The following is a 24,120-nucleotide window of genomic DNA, read 5'->3' as shown; positions in this document are numbered from 1 at the left end:
CTGGCGACGCAGTCCTTGATGTGTCAAGGATCACGCGCCTGGAGTGACGAATGATCGATGACATTCAGAAAGACGCCGCCGAACGCATGGCTAAGAGCGTCGAAGCGCTGCGTTCGGACCTGAAAAAGATCCGAACCGGTCGGGCTCACCCCAGCCTGCTGGACGGGCTGAGTGTGGACTATTACGGCGCCAGCGTGCCCCTCAACCAGGCCGCGAACGTCGCCGCCGCTGATTCGCGCACGCTTACCGTAACTCCCTTCGACAAGAACATGGTGTCGGTGATCGAGAAGGCGATCATCGATAGCGACCTCGGCCTCAATCCCTCGAGCGCGGGCACGGTGATTCGCGTACCTCTACCCGCCCTGACCGAAGAGCGGCGTAAGCAGATGACGCGCCTTGTCCGCCAGGAAGCGGAGGCAGCGCGAGTGGCTGTGCGCAACATCCGACGCGACGCCAACCAGGACTTTAAGGAGCTCGCCAAGGAGAAGGAGATCACCGAGGACGACGAGCGTCGGGCCCAGGAAGAGACGCAGAAGCTCACCGACAAGTACGTCGCGCAGATCGACGATGTACTGTCGGAGAAAGAAGCCGAGTTGATGGAGGTCTGACCGGTGAGTACGCCGGCCAGTGCAGCCAACGCACCCCTACCTCGCGAGCCGGGTGGGCTCCCGAAGCACGTGGCCATTATCATGGATGGAAACGGGCGTTGGGCCACGAATCGTTCCCTACCACGTAGCGCGGGTCACCGAGCCGGCGTGAAAGCCACCCGAGCAGTGGTGCGGGCGTGTGCCGATCGTGGCGTAGAAGCGCTCACGCTGTTCGCGTTTTCAAGCGAGAACTGGGAGCGGCCGCGCCGCGAGGTGGGCCTCCTAATGACTTTGTTTGCTGAGGCCTTGCGCAGCGAGATCGCAGAACTGGATCGCAACGGCGTACGCCTGGAGTTTGTCGGCAACCGCGAAGCGCTCAACCCCCAGCTGCGCAAGCTGATGTTCGAGGCTGAGCAGACCACGCTCAACAACGCGGGCCTGCGCCTTGTCGTGGCGGTTTCCTACGGTGGGCGCTGGGACTTGGCACAGGCGGCCAAGCAGCTCGCCATCGACGTGAAAGACGGCAAGCTCGACGCGGAGCAGATCGGTGAAGAACACCTTCAAGAGCGCCTCGCGCTGGCCCAGCTGCCGGACCCAGACCTGTTCATCCGGACCGGTGGCGAGCGTCGCGTGAGCAACTTCTTGCTCTGGAATTTGGCGTATACGGAGCTGCATTTCACCGACTGCCTCTGGCCCGATTTCGATGCGACCGCCCTCGATGAAGCCCTCGAGTTCTTCGCGCACCGCGAGCGGCGCTTCGGCCGTCTAGTCGGTCAGGCACCTGGCGCGTAGGCGGCGCGCTCGCCCGCCCATGGTGCGCTCGCATCGCCATTGCCGAGTGATTAGGCGGTGCTGATCAAGCGCGCACTCACCGGCATCGCGCTCGCTACGGCCGTGGGCGCGAGCATCCTACTCGGGCCGCGCTGGTCCGCGGTCGCGGTAATCGGGTTGCTGGTGCTCGCGGGCGCCTGGGAGTGGGCGGCGCTGATCGACCGGCGGGTTGGCCAGATTCATCGGGCGCTTTATGTGGCGATAATTGCGCTCGCCATGAGCCTTGCCTGGTTCGCCACGGCGCGGGATCCCGGCGTGGGGATCGTCATTTGGTGGATCGCAGCAGTGTGGTGGTCCCTCGCCTTGGTCATCGTGTTGAGGGCTGGGGTTGATGGCATCGATGAGGCAGCGCGGGCGCCGGAGCAGCGCACCCGCTGGCAGCGCTGGGCGGTCGCGTTAGCGGGGGCGCTTTGCTTGGTGCCGGCGTGGTTGGGCCTCGGCGCGGTACACGCGCAATCGTCCGGCGGCTGGGCCATGTTGACGATCATCGGCCTCACGGTGGCGGCGGACATTGGGGCCTACACGATCGGCCGCATCTTCGGTCGACACCGGCTCCTGCCGCGGGTGAGTCCAGGCAAGACGCTGGAGGGCCTTTTGGGCGGCGTCGTCTGGACCCTTGCAGTCGCCGCGACCCTGCTGCTGTTGCCCGTCTATACACCGCCGGCGGTCCTCCTCGCGGCGGTCGTCATTGCGCTTGTTTCCGTGCTCGGGGATCTGACGGTCAGCCTGTTCAAGCGGCGTGCGGGTGTTAAGGACAGCGGTACCTTGCTGCCGGGCCACGGCGGCGTGTTGGACCGCATCGACAGCTTCTGTGCCACCGCTCCCGCCTGGGCGCTATGGCTTGCGCTGGCGGGTGGTGCAGCGTGAGGACGGTGGTGCGCACTGGAACCAACACCAGGGGCGGCGGGTCTGAATCAGGCGACCAGGGCCCGGTCGCGCCTGAGGACGCCTTATACTGTCGCGTTTGCGCGACGGGCAGCGCGGTCGCATCTGCGAGTAAGAAACGGTCTCGAGTAACACGATGACGATACTCACCTACGTCTTTGCGTTCTTGTTCGCGGTTGGCCTGCTGGTCGCCGTGCACGAGTACGGTCATTACTGGATGGCACGGCGCCTGGGTTTCAAGGTGCTGCGGTTCTCCGTTGGCTTCGGTAAGCCTTTGTTTCGCCGTGTTGCCGGCGCCGATAGAACGGAGTACGTGCTGGGCAGCCTTCCGCTCGGCGGCTACGTGAAGATGCTCGATGAGCGAGAGGGCCCGGTCGCCGAGCATGAGGTGCACCGGTCCTACAACCGGCGGCCGCCTTCCTACCGCATCGCAGTGCTCTTTGCCGGGCCGGCGGCGAATTTCCTGTTCGCCATCGCAGCGTTCTGGCTGATCTTTCTGGTGGGCATGCCCGGCCTGCGGCCCTTCGTCGGTGCCACCGACGCGGGTACGCCGGCGGCCGAGGCCGGCCTCCAAGTGCAGGATCTGATCCTCGCCGTGGACGGCAACGATGTGCAGACCTGGGAGGGAACGCTGCTCGCCATCTATCGCACCGTCCTCGATAACGGCGAGGTTCCCCTGACGGTCGAGCGATACGCTTCCGGAGCGCGCGATTCGGTGGTGCTCCGGCCAACTGCGTCATTGCGCGAGCTCACGCGGCCTGGTGAGCTACTGCCCGGACTCGGGCTCAACGTGTGGATTCCCGATGTTCCGCCGATCATCGGCGAGGTGCCGAGCGATGGGCCCGCGGCGAGCGCTGGCGTGCTGCCTGGTGATCGGATCCTCGCGGTCGGCGATGCACCGGTGGACGTTTGGAGCGATTTCGTCGATCAGGTGCGGCCGTTCCCCGGTCGCAGCACCTCGCTCACGGTGGTGCGGGCCGACGGCAGTGAAGCCGTCCTGGCCATCACCTTGGGCGAGCAGATGGATGGCGAAGAGCGCGTAGGTTACGCCGGCGTCGCGGCATCGCCACTTTCGTCGGAGACGATCGATCAGCTGTGGTCGCAGCAGCGCTTTGGGCCCGTAGTCGCGGCCCGCAACGCAGCGGCCAAGACCTGGGAGATGACCAGTCTGACCCTCGATCTGTTTCGGCGCATGCTGTTCGGACAGGTCTCCGTGGAGAACCTTTCCGGCCCGATCAATATCGCGGTCTACGCCGGTGATACCTTTCGCAGCGGGTTCGTCGACTTCGTCCGCTTCTTGGCGCTGGTCAGCGTCAGCTTGGGCCTGATCAACCTGATGCCCGTTCCCATGCTGGACGGCGGTCAAATCGTCTTCACGGCAATCGAGGGAGTTCGTGGCAGTCCGCTGTCTGATCGCGTCCAGCTCCTCGGGCAGCAGGTGGGGATCTTCGCCGTGCTCGCTCTCATGACCCTCGCCCTGTACAACGACCTGTCGAGGCTTATCGGATGATGCATTGGCTCGCGCCAAGGAAGGCGAGGGCGCTGTTCGGTTGCCTCGCGATCGGCTGGCTCGCGTGCTTTTTCGTACCTGCCTATGCTCAGGTCGCAGCGAATGCCAACTTCACCGTGCAGGACTTGCGCGTCGAGGGCTTGCGTCGCATCTCTGAAGGCACCGTGTACAACTACCTGCCGATCAACATCGGAGATCAACTAAACCCCGTCCGTCTGCGCGAGGCCTTTCGGGCGCTCTACGCGCAGGGGTTCTTCGATGGGATTGAGTTCCGCCGCGACGGCAACACGCTAGTGGTGGTGGTACGCGAGCGGCCGTCGATCGCCTCCTTCGACATCAGCGGCAACGAGGACATCAAAACTGAGGATCTCCTCGGGTCCCTGCGCGAGGTCGGCCTCTCCCCTGGCCGTTCCTTCGATCGCTCCGTTCTCGACAGCGTGACCCAGTTTCTCACTCAACAGTACTTCGAGCGTGGCAAGTACGGGGTCACAGTCGATACCTCCGTAACCGACCTGCCGGACAACCGAGTAAGCATTCAGGTGTTCGTCGAAGAGGGCGTGCGCGCACGCATTCGACAGATCAATATCGTTGGAAACGACAACTTCAAGGACACGGAGCTGCTGGATGAGTTCCAGCTGAGCACGCCCACACTGCTCTCGTTCTTGAACAAACGCGATCGCTACGCGCGCGAGGCCCTACAGGGCGACCTCGAAAGCCTGCGCTCCTTCTACATGGACCGCGGCTTTGCTTCCTTCGAAATCGAGTCCACTCAGGTGGCGATCTCCCCCGACAAGCAGGACATGTTCATCACGGTGAACATAGAGGAAGGTGAACGCTACACGATCTCCGAAGTGCGCATGACCGGCGATTTAGTGGTGCCGGAAGAAGACCTCCTGAGCCTTGTCCTGTCGAAGCCAGGCGAGACCTTCTCGCGCAAGCAGGTCACGCAAAGCACTGAGTTGATGGGCTTTCGCTTGGGCCAAGAGGGCTATGCGTTCGCCAACATCAACCCGATTCCCGACATAAACCCGGAGACTCGCGAAGTCGCCATCAGTTTCTTCGTTGAACCTGGCAAGCGGGTGTACGTGCGTCGTGTGAACTTCAACGGCACGACGACAGTGGACGATGATGTTTTTCGCCGCGAGATGCGTCAGTTGGAAGGGGGCTACCTATCCAACGTGCAGCTAGAGCGCTCTGAGCAACGCGTTCGTCGCCTGCCGTTCGTCACCAACGTGTCGACGGAGACCGTGCCGGTGCCGGGGTCAGACGACCTGGTAGACGTGGAGATGGAAATCGAGGAAGGCCTGCCGGGGCAGTTCGGTGGCGGTATCGGTTTCTCGGGCACGCAGGGCATTCTTCTAAACGGCAACTTCACCCACACCAACTTCCTCGGCCGCGGCACTCGTCTCGCTGCCGACCTCAACTTGGGCCAGTTCGTGACCTCAGCGCAGGTCTCCCATACCAACCCCTATTGGACCAAGGACGGCGTCCAGCTAACGCTAGGCTTGGGTTATCGCGATTCCACGCAGTTCATCATCGGTGCTTCGGACTTCTCGACCGAGACGATCAATGCCAGCTTTGAATTCGGTGTGCCAATCTCCGAGTTCGGATTCTTCCGCTACGGATTGGCGTATCAGAGCGCCGATCTCGTCACCGGCCAGTTCAGCGCCGAGCAGGCCCGTGCCTTCGTGCTCAACAACGGCGACACCTTTGAAGTGGCCGACGGATTTTTCGGTACTACCTTCCGCACCATCGAGGCCTTCCTTGGTTGGGGGCGCGACACCCGCAACCGGGTCATCTTCGCAACGCGCGGCAGTCGCCAGCGTCTGACCCTCGGTGTAACGGCGCCCGAGGTTAGCGACGTGGAGTACGTTACCGCCCGCTACGACTACCTCAAGTACATCAATCTGCCTGGTCGTTGGGGTATTCGAGCGAACGCGGAGCTCGGCTACGGGGAACCGCTCAATGACACTACCGACCTGCCGCCGTTCAAGAACTTCTTCGCCGGTGGACCCGGGTCTGTGCGCGGCTATCGAAACGGATTCCTAGGGCCGCGCGACTCGTTCAACAACCCCTACGGCGGTAATGTCAAGGTGGTGGGCAACCTAGAGCTGCTGATCCCGACGCCAGAGAACTTCGGCGACAGTACGCGATTTGCCCTGTTTTACGATATCGGCAACATCTTCTACGAAGGCGACACTGATTTCTGTACGGCCCGAGCTGACAATGGCAATCTAGTGGGTACGTCCTGCAGCACGCCAAGCGCCACCCGGGCGGACTTTGGGTTCGATCTGAATGAGCTACGGAGTTCGGTCGGTATCGGCGTCGAATGGCTGGCGCCCCTCGGCACCTTCCGATTCAGTCTCGCCGTGCCGCTCAACGCGGGCCCTCTCGACGAGGTCGAGCGTTTTCAGTTCTCCGTGGGTCAAACGTTCTAATTGCTTCCCGCACCCATTTACCTAACGAAAAGGAAAATAGAGGTACACCCCATGCGACAAGCGACCAAAACCATGTTCCTGAGCGTGGCGCTGATGCTCTGCGCTACGACCGCTGCTACCGCCGCCGACCTGAAAGTGGGGGTGGTAGATTTCGCCCGCCTGGTGGACGCCGCTCCGCAGTCCCAGTCCGTGCAGGAGCAGCTGAACCAGCAGTTCGCACCCCGCTTGAAGGAAGTACAGAACGAGGGTCAGGCGCTGCAGCGTGAGGTGGAGAATTTCCGTCGCGACAGCCCGGTGATGGGCGCCAGCGAGCGCGAGCGCAAGGAAGCCGATATCAAGCGTCGCGAGCTCGACTACAAGCGCAAGGAGCGCGAGCTGCAGGAAGACTTCAACATCGCTCGCAACGAAGCGCTGAGCAAGCTGCAGCGCGAGCTACTGACGGCGGTACAGGACTACGCTAAGAGCAAGCGCTACGACCTGTTGGTGGGTGAAGGTGTGCTCTACGTGAGCGACAAGGCGAATATCACCGACGACGTTCTGAAGGCTCTGGAGAAGAACGCCCGCTGATCGCGAGGGCGCCGGTGTGCGTGAGGGGCCTCTGGCGCTGCGCCTGGGTGACCTGGCCGTGCGTGCCGGTGCGTCGCTGCGGGGAGACCCAACCCGCACGATTGCCCGCGTCGCCACCCTCAGCGACGCCGGCGAAGACGCTCTGAGCTTTCTTGCCAACCCGCGCTACACACGGGCGCTCGCCACTACCCGCGCTGGGGCTGTGGTGCTCCAGCGCCGCCATCTGGACTCCTGTCCGGTCGATGCGCTGATCAGCGACGACCCCTACCTGACATACGCACGCATCGCCGACTGGCTCTACCCTCGAGTGCGTCCAGAAGCGGGGATCCATCCCTCCGCTGTGCTCGGCGCGCGCGTAGAGCTCGCGAGAGGCGTCGCCATCGGCCCGAATGCAGTCATCGAGGATGAGGTCCGCATAGGGCGAAACACCGTTGTCGGCGCTGGCTGTGTCATCGGCACGAAATCTCGTCTCGGGGCTGACTGCCGCTTGGCAGCAAACGTGACCCTCTGCCATGAGGTCACGCTGGGTGATCGCGTGGTGCTGCACCCAGCAGTGGTCATCGGCGCAGACGGGTTCGGCATGGCTCGCACGGCTGGGGGCTGGATCGGTGTGCCCCAAGTGGGCGGGGTGCGGATAGGAAACGATGTCGAGATCGGCGCCTCCACCACTATCGATCGTGGGGCGATCGGGGACACTGTGATTGGCAACGGCGTGCGCTTGGATAACCTCATCCAGGTAGCGCACAACGTCACTGTCGGCGAACACACGGTGATTGCCGCATGCGTCGGGATCTCCGGCAGCACGAGCATAGGCCAACGCTGTATGATTGGCGGCGCAGCGTGTTTCAACGGCCATATCGAGATCGGCGATGACGTGGTAGTGACCGGCATGACCATGGTGACCAAGTCCCTCGACGGTCCCGGTGTTTACTCCAGCGGCATTCCCGTACAAGAGAACAAGCGTTGGGCGCGCGGCGTGGCGCGCTACAAGCAGCTCGATGAGTTGGCGGGCCGCGTGAAGCGCCTGGAAAAACAGGTGGCCACTCGCAAACGATAGATCGGCGGAACAAGGGGAGATGATGGCAGCAGGAGAGCAAAAGCCGGTGATGGACATCCACAAGGTGATGAGCCAGCTGCCACATCGCTACCCGTTTCTTCTCGTCGACCGGGTGCTCGAGTGCGTGGCGGATAGCCACCTGGTGGCGATCAAACAGGTCACCATCAACGAGCCGTTTTTTACCGGGCACTTCCCCCATCGGCCGGTCATGCCGGGCGTGCTCATCATCGAGGCCCTCGCCCAGGCGACGGGGCTGCTCGCTTTCCAGACCCTCGGAGTGCCGGATGAGACGGTGCTCTACTACATCTGCGGCATCGACAAAGCCCGCTTCAAGCGCCCCGTAGAACCCGGCGATACGCTCACCCTGAAGGTGCGTTCGCTGCGCACGGTGAAGAACATCTGGCGCTTCGATGCGGTGGCGGAGGTCGACGGGGACGTCGCGGCGAAGGCGGAGATCATGGCTGCACGGGTGGAGATTGGCAGTTGAGAGACGAGCGCGCGGTGATTTCACCGCAGGCTCGCCTACATGACTCGGTGCAGGTCGATCCGTTCGCGGTAATCGGCGCTGGCGTGGAGATCGCGGAGGGTTGCCGGATCGGCGCCCACGTGGTGATCGATGGACCTACTACCATCGGTCCACGCACCCGCATCTACCCCTTCGCTGCAATCGGCGGCGATCCGCAGGACAAGAAGTTCGACGACGACGAGCAAAGTCGCCTGCAGATCGGCGCGAACAACACGATCCGCGAGTATTGCACCATCAACCGCGGCACGCGCGGTGGCGGTGGCCTCACCCGTATCGGTGAGGGCAATTGGATCATGGCGTACGTGCACGTGGCTCACGATTGCCGGGTCGGTGACCACACGATCATGGCCAACAACACGACGCTCGCGGGCCATGTCACGATCGACGATTACGCGGTGCTCGGTGGTTTCACCAAAGTCCATCAGTTTTGCCGAATCGGTCGCCATGCCTTCACCGCGATGGATTGTGGTCTATCGCGCGATGTGCCGCCGTACGTCATGGCGGCGGGGCACCTGGCCGAGCCTCGTGGGGTGAACAGCGAGGGGCTGAAGCGCCGCGGGTTCACCGCCGAGCAGGTGCGCAACATCCGCAACGCGTTCAAGGTGCTTTACCGCAGCGATCTGCGTTTCGAGCAGGCGCTGGCCCAGCTGGAGGTGCTCGTCGGCAAACAGCCGGAGCTGCAACCGTTGGTCGATTTCCTGCGCGACACTCAGCGCAGCATCATCCGCTAGCGTCGCGGCCCCCGGGGACGGCGCCTATGTCAAAGCGTGCGCCCCGTATCGCTCTGGTCGCCGGTGAGGCTTCCGGTGATGCGCTCGGTGCCGGGCTGATCGAGGCGCTTCGCGAGCGATATCCTGAGGTCCACTGTTTCGGCATGGCAGGCCCGCGCATGCGTGCCCTAGGCTGCGAGCTGCTGGCGGACAGCGATGAGATTGCTGTCATGGGTCTTGCGGAAGTATTAGGTCACCTTCCGCGGTTGCTGCGCCTGCGGGCGCGCCTCGTGCGCGAGATCTCCGCCGCCGCTCCGGACCTGTACGTGGGCATCGACTCGCCGGACTTCACCCTAGGGCTGGCGCGGCGCCTGCGTACGCGCGCGCGCGGTCTGCGCACTGTGCAGTACGTGAGTCCGCAGTTTTGGGCCTGGCGCAGCGGTCGGGTAAGGCGGATCGGCGAAAGCGTCGATCACGTGCTCTGCCTGCTGCCTTTCGAGGCGGAGTTCTACGCGCAGCACGACGTCGGGGCCACCTTCACCGGTCATCCGTTGGCCGATCACGTCCCGATGCACAACGATCAGACGCGCGCGCGAGCCGGGTTGGGCCTTGCGGTGAAGGAAGACTCTCCTGTGGTAGCGATACTGCCGGGCAGTCGCCAGGGCGAGGTGCGCCGCCTCGCGGAGCCCCTGGGCCAGGCCATGCGTTGGCTGCTAGCGCGTCGGCCGTCAGCGCGCTTCATCAGTGCGATGGCGAGCCCGGCGGTGCGCGGCACCTTCGAGACCTTGTTGGCGGCGCAGGCTGGACCACCGCTCCCACTCACGCTGTTCGATGGTCGTTCCAGCGAGGTCATGGCAGCTGCTGACGTCGTGCTCCTCGCCTCCGGTACCGCAACGCTGGAGGCGCTGCTCATCAAGCGGCCGATGGTCGTGTGCTACCGGGTCTCTCCCGTGAGCGCTTGGGTGGCCAGGCGATTGAAGTTGATGACCACGGAACGCTTTTCCCTGCCCAACCTGTTGGCGGGGGAGGATCTGGTGCCAGAGATCATTCAAGAGGAGGTGAGCGGCCCTGCCCTCGGCAGCGCGGTGCTCGAGCAACTCGATGCGCCTGGCTCGGCGCAGGCCCGGCTCACGAGTACCTACCAGCGGCTGCACCGACTTTTGCGTCGCGGCGCCAGCGAGCGCGCAGCGCAGGCGCTGCAGGATCTCCTCGAAGCGCGAGCGCGGGCGAGCTCGTAGGGGCACGTCCATCAGTGCGCCAAGGTGGTGGTGTTCCGCTGTGCGGCGCTCTTACCGGGCAGGCGGTCGGGGCCGAAGGCGAACAGCACGTCCTCGTCTAACTTACCTTCCGGGGCGTCTGCCTGTGGCGTGAGGTCGGGACAGACTTCGCTAAGCAGGTGCCGGATCACGTTGAGGCGTGCCTCGCGCTTTTCGTTCGTGCGCACCACCCACCAGGGGATCTCCCGGGTGTGGGTGCGGGTCAACATCTCATCGCGGGCAGCCGAGTACTCGTCCCAATGCTCGAGGGCCACGGCGTCGATGGGACTGATCTTCCATTGCTTCAGAGGATCTTCCCGACGCGCCGCCAGGCGTTCGGCCTGCTCGTCGCGGGAGATGTCCAAGAAGTACTTAAGCAGGATCGTCCCCGAGTCGACCAACATGCGCTCGAAGGGGAGCACCTGGCGCAGGAAGCGCTCGTGCTGCTCATCGCTGCAGAAGCCCATTACGCGCTCGACGCCGGCGCGGTTGTACCAGCTGCGATTGAACAGCACGAGCTCCCCGTCGGCTGGCAGGTGGTGAGCGTAGCGTTGAAAGTACCAGCTGGCCGTATCGCGGTCAGAGGGCTTGCCCAGGGCAACCACGCGCAGATCGCGCGGGCTCAAGTGCTGTGTAACGCGTTTGATGACGCCGTCCTTACCGGAGGTGTCACGTCCCTCGAACAGCACCAGCACTCGCAGACCTTCGTCGATGATCCGCCGCTGCATGCGCACTAGCTGTATCTGCAGCGCTCGCAGCGCCTGCTTGTACGGTGAACTCATGGCGCCCAATCAGGCACGAGTGGCACAGCGAGATCAAGGTTGACGCGCCTGCCAGCGCCAGACACGCTCTTAGATGGGCGGGCACAAGACAGCGAACGGGCGATGGGAGGCATATTGGCCGTCGGGGGCAGTAGGAGCACAGGGCGAGTAGGGGACGCGGTATCGCAGAAGCTGCCCTTGCCGGGCGCGACCGTTCACGGAGGCGGGCGCCGTGGCGTGCGCGCGCGGCGTTGGCCCATCGGCGTCGATGAGGTGGGGCGCGGGCCCCTGGCGGGGCCGGTGGTCGCCGCTGCAGTGGTCCTGCACCCACGCCGGATTCCCGATGGCCTGCGGGACTCGAAGAAGCTCACGGCGCGGCAGCGCGAGCGCCTCGCCGCCGAGCTGCGCGAGCAGGCGACTGCCTGGTGTATCGCGAGCGCCGCGGTTGAGGAAATTGATCGCCTTAACATCCTGCGGGCCAGCCTTCTGGCGATGACCCGAGCGCTCGCCGGCGTGGTAAGCGATGGGCCCGCAGATCGCGCCTTGGTTGACGGACGTGAACTGCCCAAGTTACCGCAGGGCGTCGGGCGCGCTGAGGCGGTGATCGGTGGCGACGCGAGCGTGGCGTCGATCAGCGCAGCGTCCATCTTGGCGAAGGTGTGGCGCGATGAGCACATGGTGCAGGCGCACGCCTGCTTTCCCGCTTACGGGTTTGAGAAACACAAGGGCTACCCCACGCGAGCGCACCTGGAGGCGCTGCGGGAGGCCGGGCCATGCGTGCTGCATCGTCGCAGCTTCGCGCCTGTGCATGCGGCCCTCAAGGAGTTGCGCGAGGGCGCGGCATGAGCGCCTTCGTACACCTGCGCGTGCATTCAGAGTATTCGCTGATCGACAGCGTGGTGCGGATCCCAGGCCTCGTGCGACAGGTGGCGGATAACGCCATGGGGGCGGTGGCGATCACTGACCACAGCAACGTGTTCGCCATGGTCAAGTTCTATCGCGCCGCAGAGAAGGCTGGAATCAAGCCGATCATCGGCGCCGACTTGACCATCGCTGCCCATGAAGAGCGCCAGGCGGACTACCGCTTCACCGTTCTGTGCCAAGACGCCACAGGATACCGTAACCTATCAAATATATTGACTCGCGCATACCTGGACGGACTGCGCGATGGGCGTCCGCGGGTGGAACGCGAGTGGCTGAGCGCTGAGGCGACCGGCGGGCTGATCGCGCTCTCCGGCGCTATGGACGGCGACCTCGGCCAAGCACTAGTGCAAAATCGCGCGCCCCTGGCCCGCGAACGCCTCCAGCACTGGCTAGGGGTCTTCGAGGATCGGTTCTACGTCGAGCTCGAGCGGATCGGCCGCCCGGGCGAAGATGAGTACCTCGCTGACGCCGTTCTGCTGAGTGCCGAATTCTCCGTGCCGGTGGTGGCTACCAACGGCGTGTGCTTCCTCCAACCTGACGAGTACGACTCCCACGAGGCGCGCGTGTGTATCCACGATGGCTACACGCTCGCCGACGCGCGGCGCCCGCGCCGGCATACGCAGGAGCAGTACCTGCGCTCTGTCGAGGAGATGGCCCAGCTATTTGACGATCTCCCCGAGGCGCTTGAGAACAGCGTGGAGATCGCCCTGCGTTGCAATCTGGAGCTGACGCTCGGCAAGAGCGTGCTGCCGGACTTCGAACTGCCCGATGGCTACGACGAGAACCGCTTCCTCGCCGAAGAGTCGGCTCGCCGCCTGGCGCCCAAGCTTCTCGAGCACCCGACGGAGCACACCGAGGAGGTCTACGATAAGCGCCTGGCCCGCGAGCTCGACGTCATCCAGGGCATGGGCTTCGCCGGTTACTTCCTCATCGTGGCGGACTTCGTGCGCTGGGCGCGCGATAACGACGTGCCAGTGGGCCCTGGCCGTGGCTCAGGCGCGGGCTCTCTGGTGGCCTACGCCTTGGGCATCACCGATCTAGATCCCCTCGAGTACGACCTCCTGTTCGAGCGCTTTCTGAACCCTGAGCGCGTCTCCATGCCCGACTTCGATATCGACTTCTGCATGGAAGGTCGAGACCGGGTGATCGACTACGTTGCCGACCGCTACGGCCGTGATCGCGTCTCCCAGATCATCACCTATGGCAGCATGGCCGCGCGCGCCGTGGTGCGTGACGTGGGTCGCGTGCTGGGGCATCCCTACGGTTTCGTCGACCGCATCGCCAAGCTCATCCCAATGGAAATCGGTATGACCTTGGACAAGGCTTTGGAGCAGGACGAGGAGCTCAAGCGCCAGTACCACAGCGATGAAGAGGTCAGCGCGGTGATCGACTTGGCGCAATCCCTCGAAGGGCTGGCGCGCAACGCCGGCAAGCATGCCGGCGGGGTGGTCATAGCGCCCGGTGAGCTGACGGACTTCACGCCGCTGGTATGCGAGGAGGGAGGCGGCAATAAGGTCACGCAGCTCGACAAGGACGACGTCGAAGCAATCGGCCTGGTCAAGTTCGATTTCTTGGGCCTACGCACGCTCACGATCATCGACCGCGCCGTCAAGACCATCGACGTGGCCCGTGCGGGCGCGGGTCAGGCGCCGCTCGATCTGCGCGCCGTTGCCATGGATGACGTTGCCGCTTTTGACTTGCTCAAGGCGTGCGACACGGTGGCCGTGTTCCAGCTCGAATCCCGCGGTATGCGCGACCTGATCAAGCGCCTGCAGCCGGATCGCTTCGAGGACATCGTAGCCCTCGTCGCCTTGTTCCGTCCTGGCCCCCTGCAGTCGGGCATGGTGGATGACTTCATCGCTCGCAAGCACGGCTTGGCGGCGATCGCTTACCCGCACCCGGAGCTCGAGTCGATCCTGGAGCCAACCTACGGGGTGATCCTGTACCAGGAACAGGTGATGCAGATCGCCCAGGTGTTGGCCGGCTACTCTCTCGGCGGCGCGGATCTTCTGCGTCGCGCCATGGGTAAGAAGAAGCCCGAGGAGATGGCGAAGCAGCGAGACATCTTCATGGAGGGTGCCCTTGCGCGTGGCGTCGACGAGGGCGTGGCAACACACATCTTCGACCTGATGGAGAAGTTTGCTGGCTATGGGTTCAACAAGTCACACTCTGCCGCCTATGCGCTGCTCTCCTATCATACGGCCTGGCTGAAGGCGCACTACCCAGCGGCGTTCATGGCGGCCGTATTGTCGGCCGATCTCGAGCACACGGACAAGCTGATGCACCTCGTCGATGCCTGCCGTGAAATGAAGCTCGAGGTCAAGATGCCGGACGTAAACGCCTCCGACTACTACTTCACCACGGAAGAGGAGGGTATTCGCTACGGTCTTGGCGCCATCAAGGGCGTGGGGCGCGGCGCCGTGGAGGCGGTGATCGAAGAACGCGAACGGGGCGGCCCCTTCACGAGCCTTCACGATGTGTGCGATCGCATCGATCTGCAGCGGATCAACCGCCGAGTGCTGGAGGGGCTGATCCGCTCCGGTGCCATGGACAGTATCGGGGCCAATCGAGCCACCCTCGATGCGCAGCTTGGCGACGCCCTGCGTGCCGCCGAGCAGCGAGCCCGGGCCAGCGAGGCAGGGCAGGATGATCTGTTTGGTTTGGTCGCGAGTGAGGCGCCGTCGGCGGCGACGGATGCAGCCAGCGCGCCGCGCGCCGCTCCTCGTCCCGAGTGGCCGGAGAGCCTGCGCCTGAAGTACGAGCGTGACGCCTTGGGGCTCTATCTGAGCGGTCATCCCTTCGCCCAGTACGAGGCGGAGATTGCGGAGGTCACCAGCGGTCGCCTCGGCGAGCTGCAGGCTGAGGAGCCGACGCAAGCGCAACGTGAACGCAGCTACTCTGCTGGGCGGCGCAACGTGCGGGTGGCGGGGCTGCTGGTAGACATCCGCAAACGTGGCCAGCGCCTGATGCTCATGCTCGATGATCGCAGTGGGCGCATGGAGATCGTGGTCAACGACGATCTGTACCAGCGCGCGCGCAACGCCATCGTCAAGGACACAATCTTGGTCGTGGATTGCGTGCTCCGCTACGACGACTACAGCGACGCTTGGCGCGGTGATGCGCGCGAGATCATGGACCTCGATCAGCTGTGGGAGAAGTGTGCTCGGCGCATGGACATCTTTTGGCAAGCACCCTCGGACGTGGATCGGGGTGAGGACGCACAGCGCTTCGCCAGCGAGCTGCGTGAGGCCCTGAGCCCCTTCACCGCGCCCGGCTGTTGCCAGGTGAACGTGCTCTACCGTAGTACCCAAGCGGGTGCCCGCCTGTCGCTCGGCGATGACTGGCGCGTACGCCCCACGCGCCAACTGTTGGATCGCCTGCACTCGCTCACCGGGGGCCGTCGAGTGAGGCTTGTGTACGCCCAACAGCTGGACGCGTAGGCGATGCACTCTCCCGCGAGTTGCTTGTGGACCTAGCCCACGACCGCTAAGGTTGCGGGCTTCGATCAGTATCGGCGACGCAGAATGTGCCCCTCGAGCCGCACTCACCAACCGCGCCGGTCTCCACGACATATCGGGGTTGCGAATTTTGACCGCGAACATGGATACGGATTTTCTCGACTTCGAGCGGCCGATCGCCGAACTCGAGGCCAAGATCGACGAGCTGCGCCATGTCACGGGCGACTCGGAGATCAACATCAATGAGGAAGTGGCGAAGCTTGAAGAGAAGAGCCGCGCGCTCACGGAGCAGATCTTCTCCAGCCTGAGCGCTTGGCAGATCGCCCGCCTGGCCCGTCATCCCCTGCGCCCCTACACGCTGGACTACGTGAACATGATGTTCTCCGACTTCCAGGAGCTGCACGGCGACCGCGCCTTCCGCGACGATCCGGCGCTGATCGCCGGAATCGGCCGCCTGGAGGGCCGTCCCGTTCTCATCCTCGGGCATCAGAAGGGGCGCGATACGCGCGAGAAAGTTCGCCGAAACTTCGGAATGGCGCGACCCGAAGGTTATCGTAAGGCCCTACGCCTGATGCAGATGGCTGAGCGCTTTGGGCTGCCGATCATCACCTTAATCGACACCCCAGGGGCGTATCCGGGGATCGGCGCCGAGGAGCGCGGTCAAAGCGAGGCGATCGCCCGCAACCTGGCAGTCATGGCGCGCCTGCGCGTGCCCATCGTTTGCGTGGTGATCGGCGAAGGCGGATCTGGTGGCGCCCTCGCCATCGGCGTCGGCGATCGGGTGCTGATGCTGAAGCACTCGATCTACTCGGTGATTTCCCCCGAGGGCTGCGCCTCCATCCTTTGGCGCAGCGCGGAGAAGGCAGAGGACGCGGCTGAGGCGATGGGGATTACGGGCGAGCGCTTGTACGACCTTGGCCTCATCGATGAAGTGCTGGACGAGCCCCTTGGCGGCGCCCACCGCAACCCACAGGCGATGGCCGAGTCTCTGGGAAGCACCCTCGATAGGCTCCTCGATCAGCTGAGCGGCATCCCCGCCGACGACCTGGTCGCCGCTCGCTACCAGCGCCTCGCCAACTTTGGCATGTTCAAGGACGGGGCCGCCTGACCGGCGAGGCGATGCCGTCGGCGAGCGCTCTGTCCCGCGAGGCGCTCGCCCAACCGCCCGACATCCCGCCGGGGCAGTTGTTACTTGCCTATAGCGGCGGTCGCGACTCCAGCGTGCTGCTGCACGCCATCCATTCCCTTTGCGCAAGGGGATCTCTGCCGGGCTTTCAGCTCTGCGCCGTTCACGTGCACCACGGCATTCATCCCCAGGCCGATCGTTGGGTGGCCCACTGTGCGCGTCAGGCGATGGCGCTGGACGTCCCGCTGGAGGTCGAGCGCCTGAACTTGACGCGCCACGGTGGGGATCTGGGCGAAGAGGCGCTGGCCCGGGAGGCACGCTACGCCGCCTTGTTGCGCCATCTCGCGCCGAATGGACGCTTGCTCACAGCCCACCATGCGGAGGATCAGTTGGAAACCATGCTCTTGGCCCTGGCGCGCGGGGCGGGCGTACAAGGCCTGGCAGCCATGCCCTTGGTACAACGGCGAGGCGAGGGCTGGCACCTGCGTCCCCTGTTGCACTGGACGGGCGAGCAATTGGACGCCTACGCGCGCCGCCATCAGATCGAGTACGTCGATGATCCTTCGAACGCCGACCCACGCCACGCGCGCAGCTATCTGCGCCGTGAGGTGCTGCCGCTGCTGCATACCCGCTGGCCAGGGATCGCCGTCAGTGCCGTGCGCAGCGCGGCGCACTGTGGCGTAGCTGCAGCGCTGGGAGATGTGCTAGCCAACGCAGATGCCGGCGCGAGCTTGGCCGCCCTAGAGCGCTTGCCGTTGCCGCGCCTCACAGCCTTGAGCCCGGATCGGCAACGCAATCTGCTGCGCAGTTGGTGTCGCGCACGAGGCCACCGGCCGCCGCCGGAGCGGCGCCTGGCGCAAGGGCTTTCGGATCTGCTTGGCTGTGCCGCGGACGCGTTGCCTAGTGTGCAGTGGGACGACGTTGCGTTGCGTCGCTATCGAGATAAGCTCTACCTCGTGTCGCCGCCGAGCGTGACCCTCGATCCGCCCGCCTGCCCCTCGAGTGATCCGCTGGCGCTCCCCAGGGGCCTGGGGCGCCTGGCGATCACCCTGGTCGAGCCCGGTGTCGGTACCCTGCGCATCGACCGCGATCGCTGGTACGCCGCGCCGATTCGCGTGGGCTTCCGCCAAGGTGGCGAACGGGTGCGCCTATCGGGGCGAGAGGGCACCCGACGCCTCAAGCACCTGCTCCAGGAATGGGGCGTGGTGCCATGGATGCGCGGGCGCATCCCCCTTTTGTATCAGGGAGATGCGATCGTGGTCATCGGCGATCTGGCAGTGACCGCCGACTATGCTGCAAAACCCGATGCAGCAGCGCTCGAAGTTCGCTGGGAAGGTCACCCGAGCGTGCGGTGAGGGCGCCCTCAGTGGCGCTTTCTTTTGTCGTTAGGGGGCAAATCTGGTAGTTTCTACTCCCGGCTTGCTGATGCGCCTGTTGCATCCGCACAGACGGGGTTCCCTCTCATGACTAAATACGTCTTCGTGACCGGTGGCGTCGTTTCCTCGTTGGGGAAAGGCATCGCCTCCGCTTCCTTGGGAGCTCTGCTGGAAGCGCGCGGCCTGCGCGTCAGCATGATGAAGTTGGATCCGTACATCAACGTCGATCCAGGCACCATGAGTCCCTTCCAACATGGCGAGGTGTTCGTCACCCACGATGGTGCCGAGACTGACCTCGACCTGGGTCACTACGAGCGCTACGTGCGCCACACTACAAGCCGCTCCAGCAACTTCACCACCGGGCGTATCTACGAGAACGTGATCCGCAAGGAGCGCAGGGGCGACTACCTCGGCGCCACGGTGCAAGTCATCCCGCACATCACCGATGAGATCATTCGCTGCATCCGACAGGGCGCGGATGGCGCCGACATCTGCATGGTGGAGATCGGCGGCACCGTAGGCGATATCGAGTCGCTGCCGTTCCTCGAGGCGATTCGACAGTTCCGCGTGGAAGTGGGTGTGCGCAACTCGCTGTTCATGCACCTGACGCTAGTGCCTTACATCAGTGTATCGAGCGAGATCAAGACAAAGCCGACGCAGCACTCGGTGAAGGAGCTTCGCTCGATTGGTATTCAGCCCGACATCCTCCTGTGTCGCGCCGAGAAGATGATCCCCGAGGAGCAGCGGCGCAAGATCGCCCTGTTTACCAATGTAGAGTCGCGTGCCGTCATCTGCTGCCACGATGCCGATGACATCTACAAGATTCCCTTCATCCTGAAGGGCCAGGGCTTGGACGACATCGTCGCCGAGCACTTCGCACTGGACGTGCCCGAGGCCCAGCTCGACGACTGGCAGCGCGTGGTCGATGCGCGCGCTAACCCGCAGGCCGAGGTGGAGGTGGCCATGGTGGGTAAGTACGTGGATTTCCGCGACTCCTACATCAGCCTCACCGAAGCGCTCATGCACGCGGGCGTGCACACGCACACGCGCGTGCGTGTGCACTACATCGAAGCGCAGAGCCTGGAGGAGGACGGTCCCGGGAGGCTCGCCGGCATGGACGCGGTGTTGGTGCCTGGTGGTTTCGGCGAGCGCGGTATCGAAGGCAAGATACTGGCGGCGGGGTATGCTCGACAAAAGCGCATCCCGTACCTCGGCATTTGTCTCGGCATGCAGGTGGCGGTAATCGAGTATGCGCGCTCCATGGCGGGCCTGACGGCGGCGCACAGCTCTGAGTTCGATCCGGCCACGCCCGATCCGGTCATCGCCCTGATCACTGAGTGGCAGGATCGTAGCGGCGCGCTCGAGCAACGCGATGCAGACAGCGACCTCGGTGGCACGATGCGTCTCGGCGCTCAGGAGTGCCGTCTGCGGCCCGGTACGCTAGCGCATCAGCTGTACGGCGACCTGACGATCTCCGAACGCCATCGCCATCGTTACGAGTTCAACAACAACTACATGGCTCAGCTCGAGGCCCAGGGTCTGCGCTTCTCCGGCCGCTCCGCCGATGATTTAGTGGAGATCATCGAGGTGCCGAACCATCCCTGGTTCTTGGCCTGTCAATTCCACCCGGAGTTCACCTCGAACCCGCGCGACGGCCACCCCCTGTTCTCTGGCTTCATCAGCGCCGCCCGCGCCTATCGGCAGGGCATGATGCCGCGTGAGGTTCGCGCCTGAGCACGGACGTTCCCCGATGAGACTCAACGACGTGGAGGTGGGCCTAGAGCACCCCCTCTTTCTGATCGCCGGTCCATGCGTCATCGAGAGCGAGGCGATGGCAATGGAGACCGCGGGCACGCTTCGGGACCTTGCGAAGAAATTAGGTATCCATTTCGTTTACAAGAGTTCCTATGACAAGGCGAATCGCTCTTCCGCAGGCAGTTTCCGCGGCCCGGGCATCGAGGAGGGGCTAAAAATCCTCGAGGCAGTGCGCGAGCAGGTCGGCGTGCCTGTGCTCACGGACGTGCACGACGATACGCCCGTCGAGGAGGTTGCCTCGGTGGTCGACGTCATGCAGACGCCGGCCTTCCTATGCCGCCAGACCAACTTCATCCAGCGGGTTGCCGCCGCCGGAAAGCCCGTGAACATAAAGAAGGGACAGTTCCTCTCGCCTTGGGAGATGGCAAACGTGGTGGATAAGGCGCGGGCCACGGGCAATGAGCAGATCATGGTGTGCGAGCGTGGCTTTAGCTTCGGCTACCAGAACCTGGTGTCGGACATGCGATCCCTTGCGGTAATGCGGGAGACTGGATGCCCTGTCGTGTTCGATGCTACCCATAGCGTTCAGCTGCCCGGCGGTAAGGGCCACGCATCTGGCGGACAGCGCGAGTTCGTGCCCGTGCTGGCGCGGGCGGCGGTGGCAGCAGGCGTCGCCGGCGTGTTCATGGAGACCCATCCGGACCCGGAGCGCGCCCTAAGTGACGGCCCAAACGCCTGGCCACTCGGCCTGTTTGAGCCCCTGTTGCGTGTGCTGATCGCGTTGGACCGGCTGGTGAAGACTGAAGGCTTCGCCGAGACAACCCTGTAGAATGCGCGACCAACATTAATATCCGGCCCCCGGAGTGCAGCGCCCATGACCACCATCGCCAATGTCCTCGCCCGCCAGATCTTTGATTCACGGGGCAATCCGACCGTGGAGGCGGATGTGCTGCTCGAGGATGGGGCCGTGGGGCGCGCCGCCGTGCCCTCTGGCGCCAGCACGGGCACTCGTGAAGCGGTGGAGCTACGTGACGGCGACAAGGCTCGCTACTTGGGCAAGGGCGTGGGCAAGGCGGTGGCCAACGTCAACGGAGAGATTCGCGATGTGGTCGTCGGCATGGATGTGTTGGACCAGACCGCTCTCGATGCGCGCTTGATCAGCCTGGATGGGAGCGACAACAAGGGACGCCTGGGTGCCAACTCGTTGCTGGCGGTTTCACTCGCAGCGGCTCAGGCGGCGAGCGTGTCGACTGGGCAGCCACTGTATCGACGCCTCGCGGCGACGGCCGGCGTGGAGGGCGCTGTGGGCCAGCTCCCCGTGCCGATGATGAACATCATCAACGGCGGCGCCCACGCGGACAACGCGCTCGACATACAGGAGTTTATGGTACTTCCCGTGGGTGCGCCCAGCTTTACCGAGGCGATGCGCTACGGCGCCGAGATCTTCCACGCTCTGAAGAGCGTGTTGAAGGCACAGGGGCTGAACACGGCGGTTGGCGATGAGGGCGGTTTCGCACCGGACTTGCCCTCCAACGCGGTGGCCCTGGAGACCATCATGCAGGCTATCGAGAAAGCGGGCCTGCAGGTCGGCCGCGATGTGTTTCTCGGGCTCGATGTCGCCAGCTCCGAGTTCTACGCCGATGGCAAGTACACGCTGGCCGCCGAGGGGCGAAGCTTCGACGCGGGCGGCTTCGTCGAGTACCTGGCGACCCTCACCCGCGATTACCCCATCATCTCTGTGGAAGACGGCATGGATGAAAGCGATTGGGAGGGGTGGGACTTGCTGACTAAGGCTATCGGCGACAAGGTGCAGTTGGTGGGTGACGATCTCTTCGTTACCAACACGACTATCCTGCGTGAGGGCATCGATCGCAGCATCGCCAACGCGATCCTGATCAAGCCTAACCAGATCGGCACACTTACCGAGACCCTGCAGGCCATCGAGATGGCGGCCGCTGCGGGCTACGGCGCCGTCGTCTCGCACCGCTCGGGTGAGACCTCCGACTATACGATCGCCGATATCGCGGTAGGCACGAGCGCCACGCAGATCAAAACAGGCTCTCTATCGCGCTCGGATCGCATGGCGAAGTACAACCAGCTCCTACGCATCGAACAGGCGCTGGGGGAAGCTGCTGTCTACCCGGGGGCCAAAGCCTTCACACTAGACTTGCCAGGCTAGGCACGCACCGATGGCCTTCCGTGCACTGCTGATCGGCCTCATCGCAGCGTTCGCCCTGCTGCAGTACCAGCTGTGGTTGACCCCACAGGGGCTGCGCGAGGTGTTCCGCCTTGGCGCTGAGTTGGATCAGCTGCGCGAGGAGAATGCGGCGTTGGCGCGGCGTAACGCTAAACTCGATGCGGAAGTCGCCGATCTTCGAGAGGGCCTCGGGGCGATCGAAGAGCGCGCTCGCACGGATCTCGGCATGATTCGCGACGACGAAACCTTCTATCGATCGCCCAACCGCGCCTTGCGTATCGGCAACGCCTCGCCGACGCCGTGAGCGGGCCACCGGCGCTCTCGACCGCTTCGGCACCTCCCTCCTTCGCCCGTCCTCGGGCTCAGGGTGTGCCTGCTACCCGTTGTGTCCTTCGGGCTACGCCCGAGGACTTCGTTGTCGATGAGGACCTCGGGTTGGAGCCCGACGGCATCGGCGAGCATCTGCTGCTGCGGGTGGAGAAGACCGGTGCCAACACGTCCTGGGTGGCGCGTCAGCTTGCTCGCTGGGCGCAGATTCCTCCGGCTGACGTGAGTTTCAGCGGCATGAAGGACCGCCACGCTGTCGCACGTCAGTGGTTTTCCCTGCGCCTTGGTGGCCGGGAGGATCCGCCGCTCTCGGAGCTTGCCATCGATGGAGTGCAGGTACTGAGTAGCGCCCGCCACGGCCGCAAGTTGCGCCGTGGCACCCACTGTGCCAATCACTTCTCCTTAACACTCCGCGAACTTGATGCGGACCTAACGGATAGATTCACAACCCTCGTCGCCCACGGCTTTCCGAATTACTTCGGTGCCCAGCGCTACGGGCAGCGCAATCTGCAGAGCGCGCAAACCCTGTTTTCAGGAAAGGGTCGGCGCCTCAAGCGCGAGCAGCGCAGCATGGCGATCTCGGCAGCTCGCAGCCTGCTCTTCGATGAAGTGCTGGCGCGGCGCGTAGCGCACGGCACTTGGAACCGCCTACTCGCCGGCGATGCGGCGATGCTGGCGGGGTCGCAGAGTTGGTTTGCGGTCGACGCGATCGACGACGCGTTGGTGGAGCGTTTACGGCGCTTCGACATTCACCCAAGCGGTCCTCTCTGGGGCACTGGCGAGCCCGTCACGGGAGCCGGCGTTGCCCAGCTAGAGCAGGTCGTAGCACAGGAGCATGAAGGGTTTGCCACGGGGTTGGCCAGCAGTGGCTCGCGCCAGCAGCGTCGCTCCCTGCGTGCCTGTCCGTCGGGCGCTAGGATCGAGCAGCACGAGCGTACCGCGCTGTTGCGCTTCACCCTACCTCCGGGCAGCTACGCCACTTCCCTCGTGCGCGAACTGGCCGACATTGACGAACCCGATCGCGCGCGTGAGCGCACGCGGACCGAACCAGGAGACCGACGATGAGCGCTATCGTGGAAGTGATCGACCACGAGGGCGCCGTGCGCGAACTGCGCATGGCGCGTCCGCCGGTGAACGCTTTGGATCCCGAGCTGATCGCCACCCTGCGAGACCAAGTGAAAGCTGTTGGCGAGTCCGCGGGCGCCCTAGTGCTATCCGGACGCCCAGGCATGTTCACCGCAGGGCTCGACGTGCCCACTCTGCTGCAGCTCGATAGACCTGCGATTGGCGAGGTATGGGAGGACTTCATCGATCTCATGCACACGATTGCGGCGAGCGCGGTGCCCGTCGTCGCGGCGATCACTGGCCACAGCCCAGCTGGGGGCGCGGTGCTCGCGGTTTTCTGCGACTACCGCATCATGGCGCAAGGGAAGTACACGATCGGTCTGAACGAAGTGCAGGTTGGGTTGCCGGTGCCGCCGGTCGTCGTCGATGCCTACGCTAGATTGGTCGGGGCCGCGCGGGCGGAGCGCCTGCTGAGCCTCGCCGCCTTGTTGTCGCCCGATGAAGCGCTCGAGGCCGGATTGGTCGACGAGGTGGTGGCGGGGGAGCAGGTAGTGTCGCGGGCGCTCGAAGAAGCGCGCCGCCTGGCGACGTTCCCGCCCATCGCTCAGTGCCAGACGCGACACTACGCCCGCCACGCTTTGCTCAGGCGTTTCGAGGAGCTGCGCGGGGAGGGCCTCGGGCAACGCATGGCGCAGGTGTGGTTCAGCGATGAGACGCAGGCCTCGATGAAGGCGCTGGTGGCGCGGCTGGCCAAGCGCTGAGGG

21 protein-coding genes are annotated in these 24,120 nt (G+C 64.4%); 20 read left to right on the top strand and 1 reads right to left on the bottom strand.

The window, feature by feature from the left end; translation table 11 throughout:
• The first annotated feature begins 50 nt into the window (after nucleotides 1-50).
• The 10 genes from frr to lpxB all read left to right on the top strand — a co-directional run bounded on the left by frr (nucleotide 51) and on the right by lpxB (nucleotide 10,349).
• Entirely contained in the window at nucleotides 51-608 is a 558-nt protein-coding gene (frr, locus tag AAGA68_12385) for a ribosome recycling factor (protein MEM9385854.1), read from the top strand.
• 3 nt (nucleotides 609-611) lie between these two features.
• The gene (uppS, locus tag AAGA68_12380; protein MEM9385853.1) at nucleotides 612-1,379 is read left to right on the top strand and encodes a polyprenyl diphosphate synthase; all 768 of its coding nucleotides are present in this window, start codon (nucleotides 612-614) and stop codon (nucleotides 1,377-1,379) included.
• A gap of 57 nt (nucleotides 1,380-1,436) precedes the next feature.
• On the top strand, nucleotides 1,437-2,285 hold the full coding sequence (locus AAGA68_12375) for a phosphatidate cytidylyltransferase (protein ID MEM9385852.1): 849 nt from the start codon (nucleotides 1,437-1,439) through the stop codon (nucleotides 2,283-2,285).
• 154 nt (nucleotides 2,286-2,439) lie between these two features.
• Nucleotides 2,440-3,813, top strand: coding sequence for an RIP metalloprotease RseP (gene rseP, locus AAGA68_12370; protein ID MEM9385851.1), 1,374 nt, complete (start codon nucleotides 2,440-2,442; stop codon nucleotides 3,811-3,813).
• Nucleotides 3,810-6,251 carry an outer membrane protein assembly factor BamA gene (gene bamA / locus AAGA68_12365; protein ID MEM9385850.1) on the top strand — a complete coding sequence of 814 codons (2,442 nt, stop codon included), beginning with the start codon at nucleotides 3,810-3,812 and terminating at the stop codon, nucleotides 6,249-6,251. Before rseP ends, bamA begins: the two co-directional genes overlap by 4 nt.
• Before the next feature lie 51 nt (nucleotides 6,252-6,302).
• Entirely contained in the window at nucleotides 6,303-6,818 is a 516-nt protein-coding gene (locus AAGA68_12360) for an OmpH family outer membrane protein (protein ID MEM9385849.1), read from the top strand.
• Nucleotides 6,819-6,834: 16 nt separating this feature from the next.
• Nucleotides 6,835-7,875: a UDP-3-O-(3-hydroxymyristoyl)glucosamine N-acyltransferase gene (gene lpxD, locus AAGA68_12355; protein MEM9385848.1), complete on the top strand. Its 1,041-nt coding sequence runs from the start codon at nucleotides 6,835-6,837 to the stop codon at nucleotides 7,873-7,875.
• A 19-nt stretch (nucleotides 7,876-7,894) separates the two neighbouring features.
• Nucleotides 7,895-8,362 carry a 3-hydroxyacyl-ACP dehydratase FabZ gene (gene fabZ / locus AAGA68_12350; GenBank protein MEM9385847.1) on the top strand — a complete coding sequence of 156 codons (468 nt, stop codon included), beginning with the start codon at nucleotides 7,895-7,897 and terminating at the stop codon, nucleotides 8,360-8,362.
• Nucleotides 8,359-9,132 carry an acyl-ACP--UDP-N-acetylglucosamine O-acyltransferase gene (gene lpxA, locus AAGA68_12345; GenBank protein ID MEM9385846.1) on the top strand — a complete coding sequence of 258 codons (774 nt, stop codon included), beginning with the start codon at nucleotides 8,359-8,361 and terminating at the stop codon, nucleotides 9,130-9,132. The genes fabZ and lpxA overlap by 4 nt, the downstream gene beginning before the upstream one ends.
• Nucleotides 9,133-9,158: 26 nt before the next feature.
• Entirely contained in the window at nucleotides 9,159-10,349 is a 1,191-nt protein-coding gene (gene lpxB / locus AAGA68_12340; protein ID MEM9385845.1) for a lipid-A-disaccharide synthase, read from the top strand.
• Nucleotides 10,350-10,360: 11 nt separating this feature from the next.
• Here lpxB and ppk2 read toward each other — a convergent pair whose 3' ends face one another.
• Nucleotides 10,361-11,149, bottom strand: coding sequence for a polyphosphate kinase 2 (ppk2, locus tag AAGA68_12335; protein ID MEM9385844.1), 789 nt, complete (start codon nucleotides 11,147-11,149; stop codon nucleotides 10,361-10,363).
• A gap of 216 nt (nucleotides 11,150-11,365) precedes the next feature.
• Here ppk2 and AAGA68_12330 point away from each other — a divergent pair, with 216 nt between their 5' ends.
• The 10 genes from AAGA68_12330 to AAGA68_12285 all read left to right on the top strand — a co-directional run bounded on the left by AAGA68_12330 (nucleotide 11,366) and on the right by AAGA68_12285 (nucleotide 24,117).
• Complete coding sequence (locus tag AAGA68_12330; protein MEM9385843.1) at nucleotides 11,366-11,974, top strand: ribonuclease HII; 609 nt, start codon at nucleotides 11,366-11,368, stop codon at nucleotides 11,972-11,974.
• Complete coding sequence (gene dnaE / locus AAGA68_12325; GenBank protein MEM9385842.1) at nucleotides 11,971-15,492, top strand: DNA polymerase III subunit alpha; 3,522 nt, start codon at nucleotides 11,971-11,973, stop codon at nucleotides 15,490-15,492. Before AAGA68_12330 ends, dnaE begins: the two co-directional genes overlap by 4 nt.
• Before the next feature lie 160 nt (nucleotides 15,493-15,652).
• A complete protein-coding gene (locus AAGA68_12320; GenBank protein MEM9385841.1) occupies nucleotides 15,653-16,618 on the top strand; it encodes an acetyl-CoA carboxylase carboxyltransferase subunit alpha in 966 nt (321 codons plus the stop codon).
• 11 nt (nucleotides 16,619-16,629) lie between these two features.
• Complete coding sequence (tilS, locus tag AAGA68_12315) at nucleotides 16,630-17,991, top strand: tRNA lysidine(34) synthetase TilS (GenBank protein ID MEM9385840.1); 1,362 nt, start codon at nucleotides 16,630-16,632, stop codon at nucleotides 17,989-17,991.
• Between the two features lie 108 nt (nucleotides 17,992-18,099).
• Nucleotides 18,100-19,746: a CTP synthase gene (locus AAGA68_12310; GenBank protein ID MEM9385839.1), complete on the top strand. Its 1,647-nt coding sequence runs from the start codon at nucleotides 18,100-18,102 to the stop codon at nucleotides 19,744-19,746.
• Nucleotides 19,747-19,762: 16 nt separating this feature from the next.
• A complete protein-coding gene (gene kdsA / locus AAGA68_12305; protein ID MEM9385838.1) occupies nucleotides 19,763-20,596 on the top strand; it encodes a 3-deoxy-8-phosphooctulonate synthase in 834 nt (277 codons plus the stop codon).
• 45 nt (nucleotides 20,597-20,641) lie between these two features.
• A complete protein-coding gene (gene eno, locus AAGA68_12300; protein MEM9385837.1) occupies nucleotides 20,642-21,946 on the top strand; it encodes a phosphopyruvate hydratase in 1,305 nt (434 codons plus the stop codon).
• Nucleotides 21,947-21,956: 10 nt separating this feature from the next.
• On the top strand, nucleotides 21,957-22,268 hold the full coding sequence (locus AAGA68_12295) for a septum formation initiator family protein (GenBank protein MEM9385836.1): 312 nt from the start codon (nucleotides 21,957-21,959) through the stop codon (nucleotides 22,266-22,268).
• 65 nt (nucleotides 22,269-22,333) lie between these two features.
• The gene (locus AAGA68_12290; GenBank protein ID MEM9385835.1) at nucleotides 22,334-23,356 is read left to right on the top strand and encodes a tRNA pseudouridine(13) synthase TruD; all 1,023 of its coding nucleotides are present in this window, start codon (nucleotides 22,334-22,336) and stop codon (nucleotides 23,354-23,356) included.
• On the top strand, nucleotides 23,353-24,117 hold the full coding sequence (locus AAGA68_12285; GenBank protein ID MEM9385834.1) for an enoyl-CoA hydratase/isomerase family protein: 765 nt from the start codon (nucleotides 23,353-23,355) through the stop codon (nucleotides 24,115-24,117). The genes AAGA68_12290 and AAGA68_12285 overlap by 4 nt, the downstream gene beginning before the upstream one ends.
• The last annotated feature ends 3 nt before the right edge of the window (nucleotides 24,118-24,120 follow it).

This window comes from Pseudomonadota bacterium, from assembly GCA_039193195.1.
Lineage (GTDB): Bacteria > Pseudomonadota > Gammaproteobacteria > Steroidobacterales > JBCBZW01 > JBCBZW01.
This window is presented reverse-complemented; position numbering and strand designations above follow the sequence as displayed.

What these genes read in the sequence shown, in the direction of transcription:
- frr (MEM9385854.1), top strand. Translation starts at nt 51, where the DNA reads ATGATCGATGACATTCAGAAAGACGCCGCCGAACGCATGGCTAAGAGC.
- rseP (MEM9385851.1), top strand. Translation starts at nt 2,440, where the DNA reads ATGACGATACTCACCTACGTCTTTGCGTTCTTGTTCGCGGTTGGCCTG.
- bamA (MEM9385850.1), top strand. Translation starts at nt 3,810, where the DNA reads ATGATGCATTGGCTCGCGCCAAGGAAGGCGAGGGCGCTGTTCGGTTGC.
- AAGA68_12360 (MEM9385849.1), top strand. Translation starts at nt 6,303, where the DNA reads ATGCGACAAGCGACCAAAACCATGTTCCTGAGCGTGGCGCTGATGCTC.
- fabZ (MEM9385847.1), top strand. Translation starts at nt 7,895, where the DNA reads ATGATGGCAGCAGGAGAGCAAAAGCCGGTGATGGACATCCACAAGGTG.
- lpxB (MEM9385845.1), top strand. Translation starts at nt 9,159, where the DNA reads ATGTCAAAGCGTGCGCCCCGTATCGCTCTGGTCGCCGGTGAGGCTTCC.
- ppk2 (MEM9385844.1), bottom strand. Translation starts at nt 11,149, where the DNA reads ATGAGTTCACCGTACAAGCAGGCGCTGCGAGCGCTGCAGATACAGCTA.
- dnaE (MEM9385842.1), top strand. Translation starts at nt 11,971, where the DNA reads ATGAGCGCCTTCGTACACCTGCGCGTGCATTCAGAGTATTCGCTGATC.
- AAGA68_12320 (MEM9385841.1), top strand. Translation starts at nt 15,653, where the DNA reads ATGGATACGGATTTTCTCGACTTCGAGCGGCCGATCGCCGAACTCGAG.
- tilS (MEM9385840.1), top strand. Translation starts at nt 16,630, where the DNA reads ATGCCGTCGGCGAGCGCTCTGTCCCGCGAGGCGCTCGCCCAACCGCCC.
- AAGA68_12310 (MEM9385839.1), top strand. Translation starts at nt 18,100, where the DNA reads ATGACTAAATACGTCTTCGTGACCGGTGGCGTCGTTTCCTCGTTGGGG.
- kdsA (MEM9385838.1), top strand. Translation starts at nt 19,763, where the DNA reads ATGAGACTCAACGACGTGGAGGTGGGCCTAGAGCACCCCCTCTTTCTG.
- eno (MEM9385837.1), top strand. Translation starts at nt 20,642, where the DNA reads ATGACCACCATCGCCAATGTCCTCGCCCGCCAGATCTTTGATTCACGG.
- AAGA68_12295 (MEM9385836.1), top strand. Translation starts at nt 21,957, where the DNA reads ATGGCCTTCCGTGCACTGCTGATCGGCCTCATCGCAGCGTTCGCCCTG.
- AAGA68_12285 (MEM9385834.1), top strand. Translation starts at nt 23,353, where the DNA reads ATGAGCGCTATCGTGGAAGTGATCGACCACGAGGGCGCCGTGCGCGAA.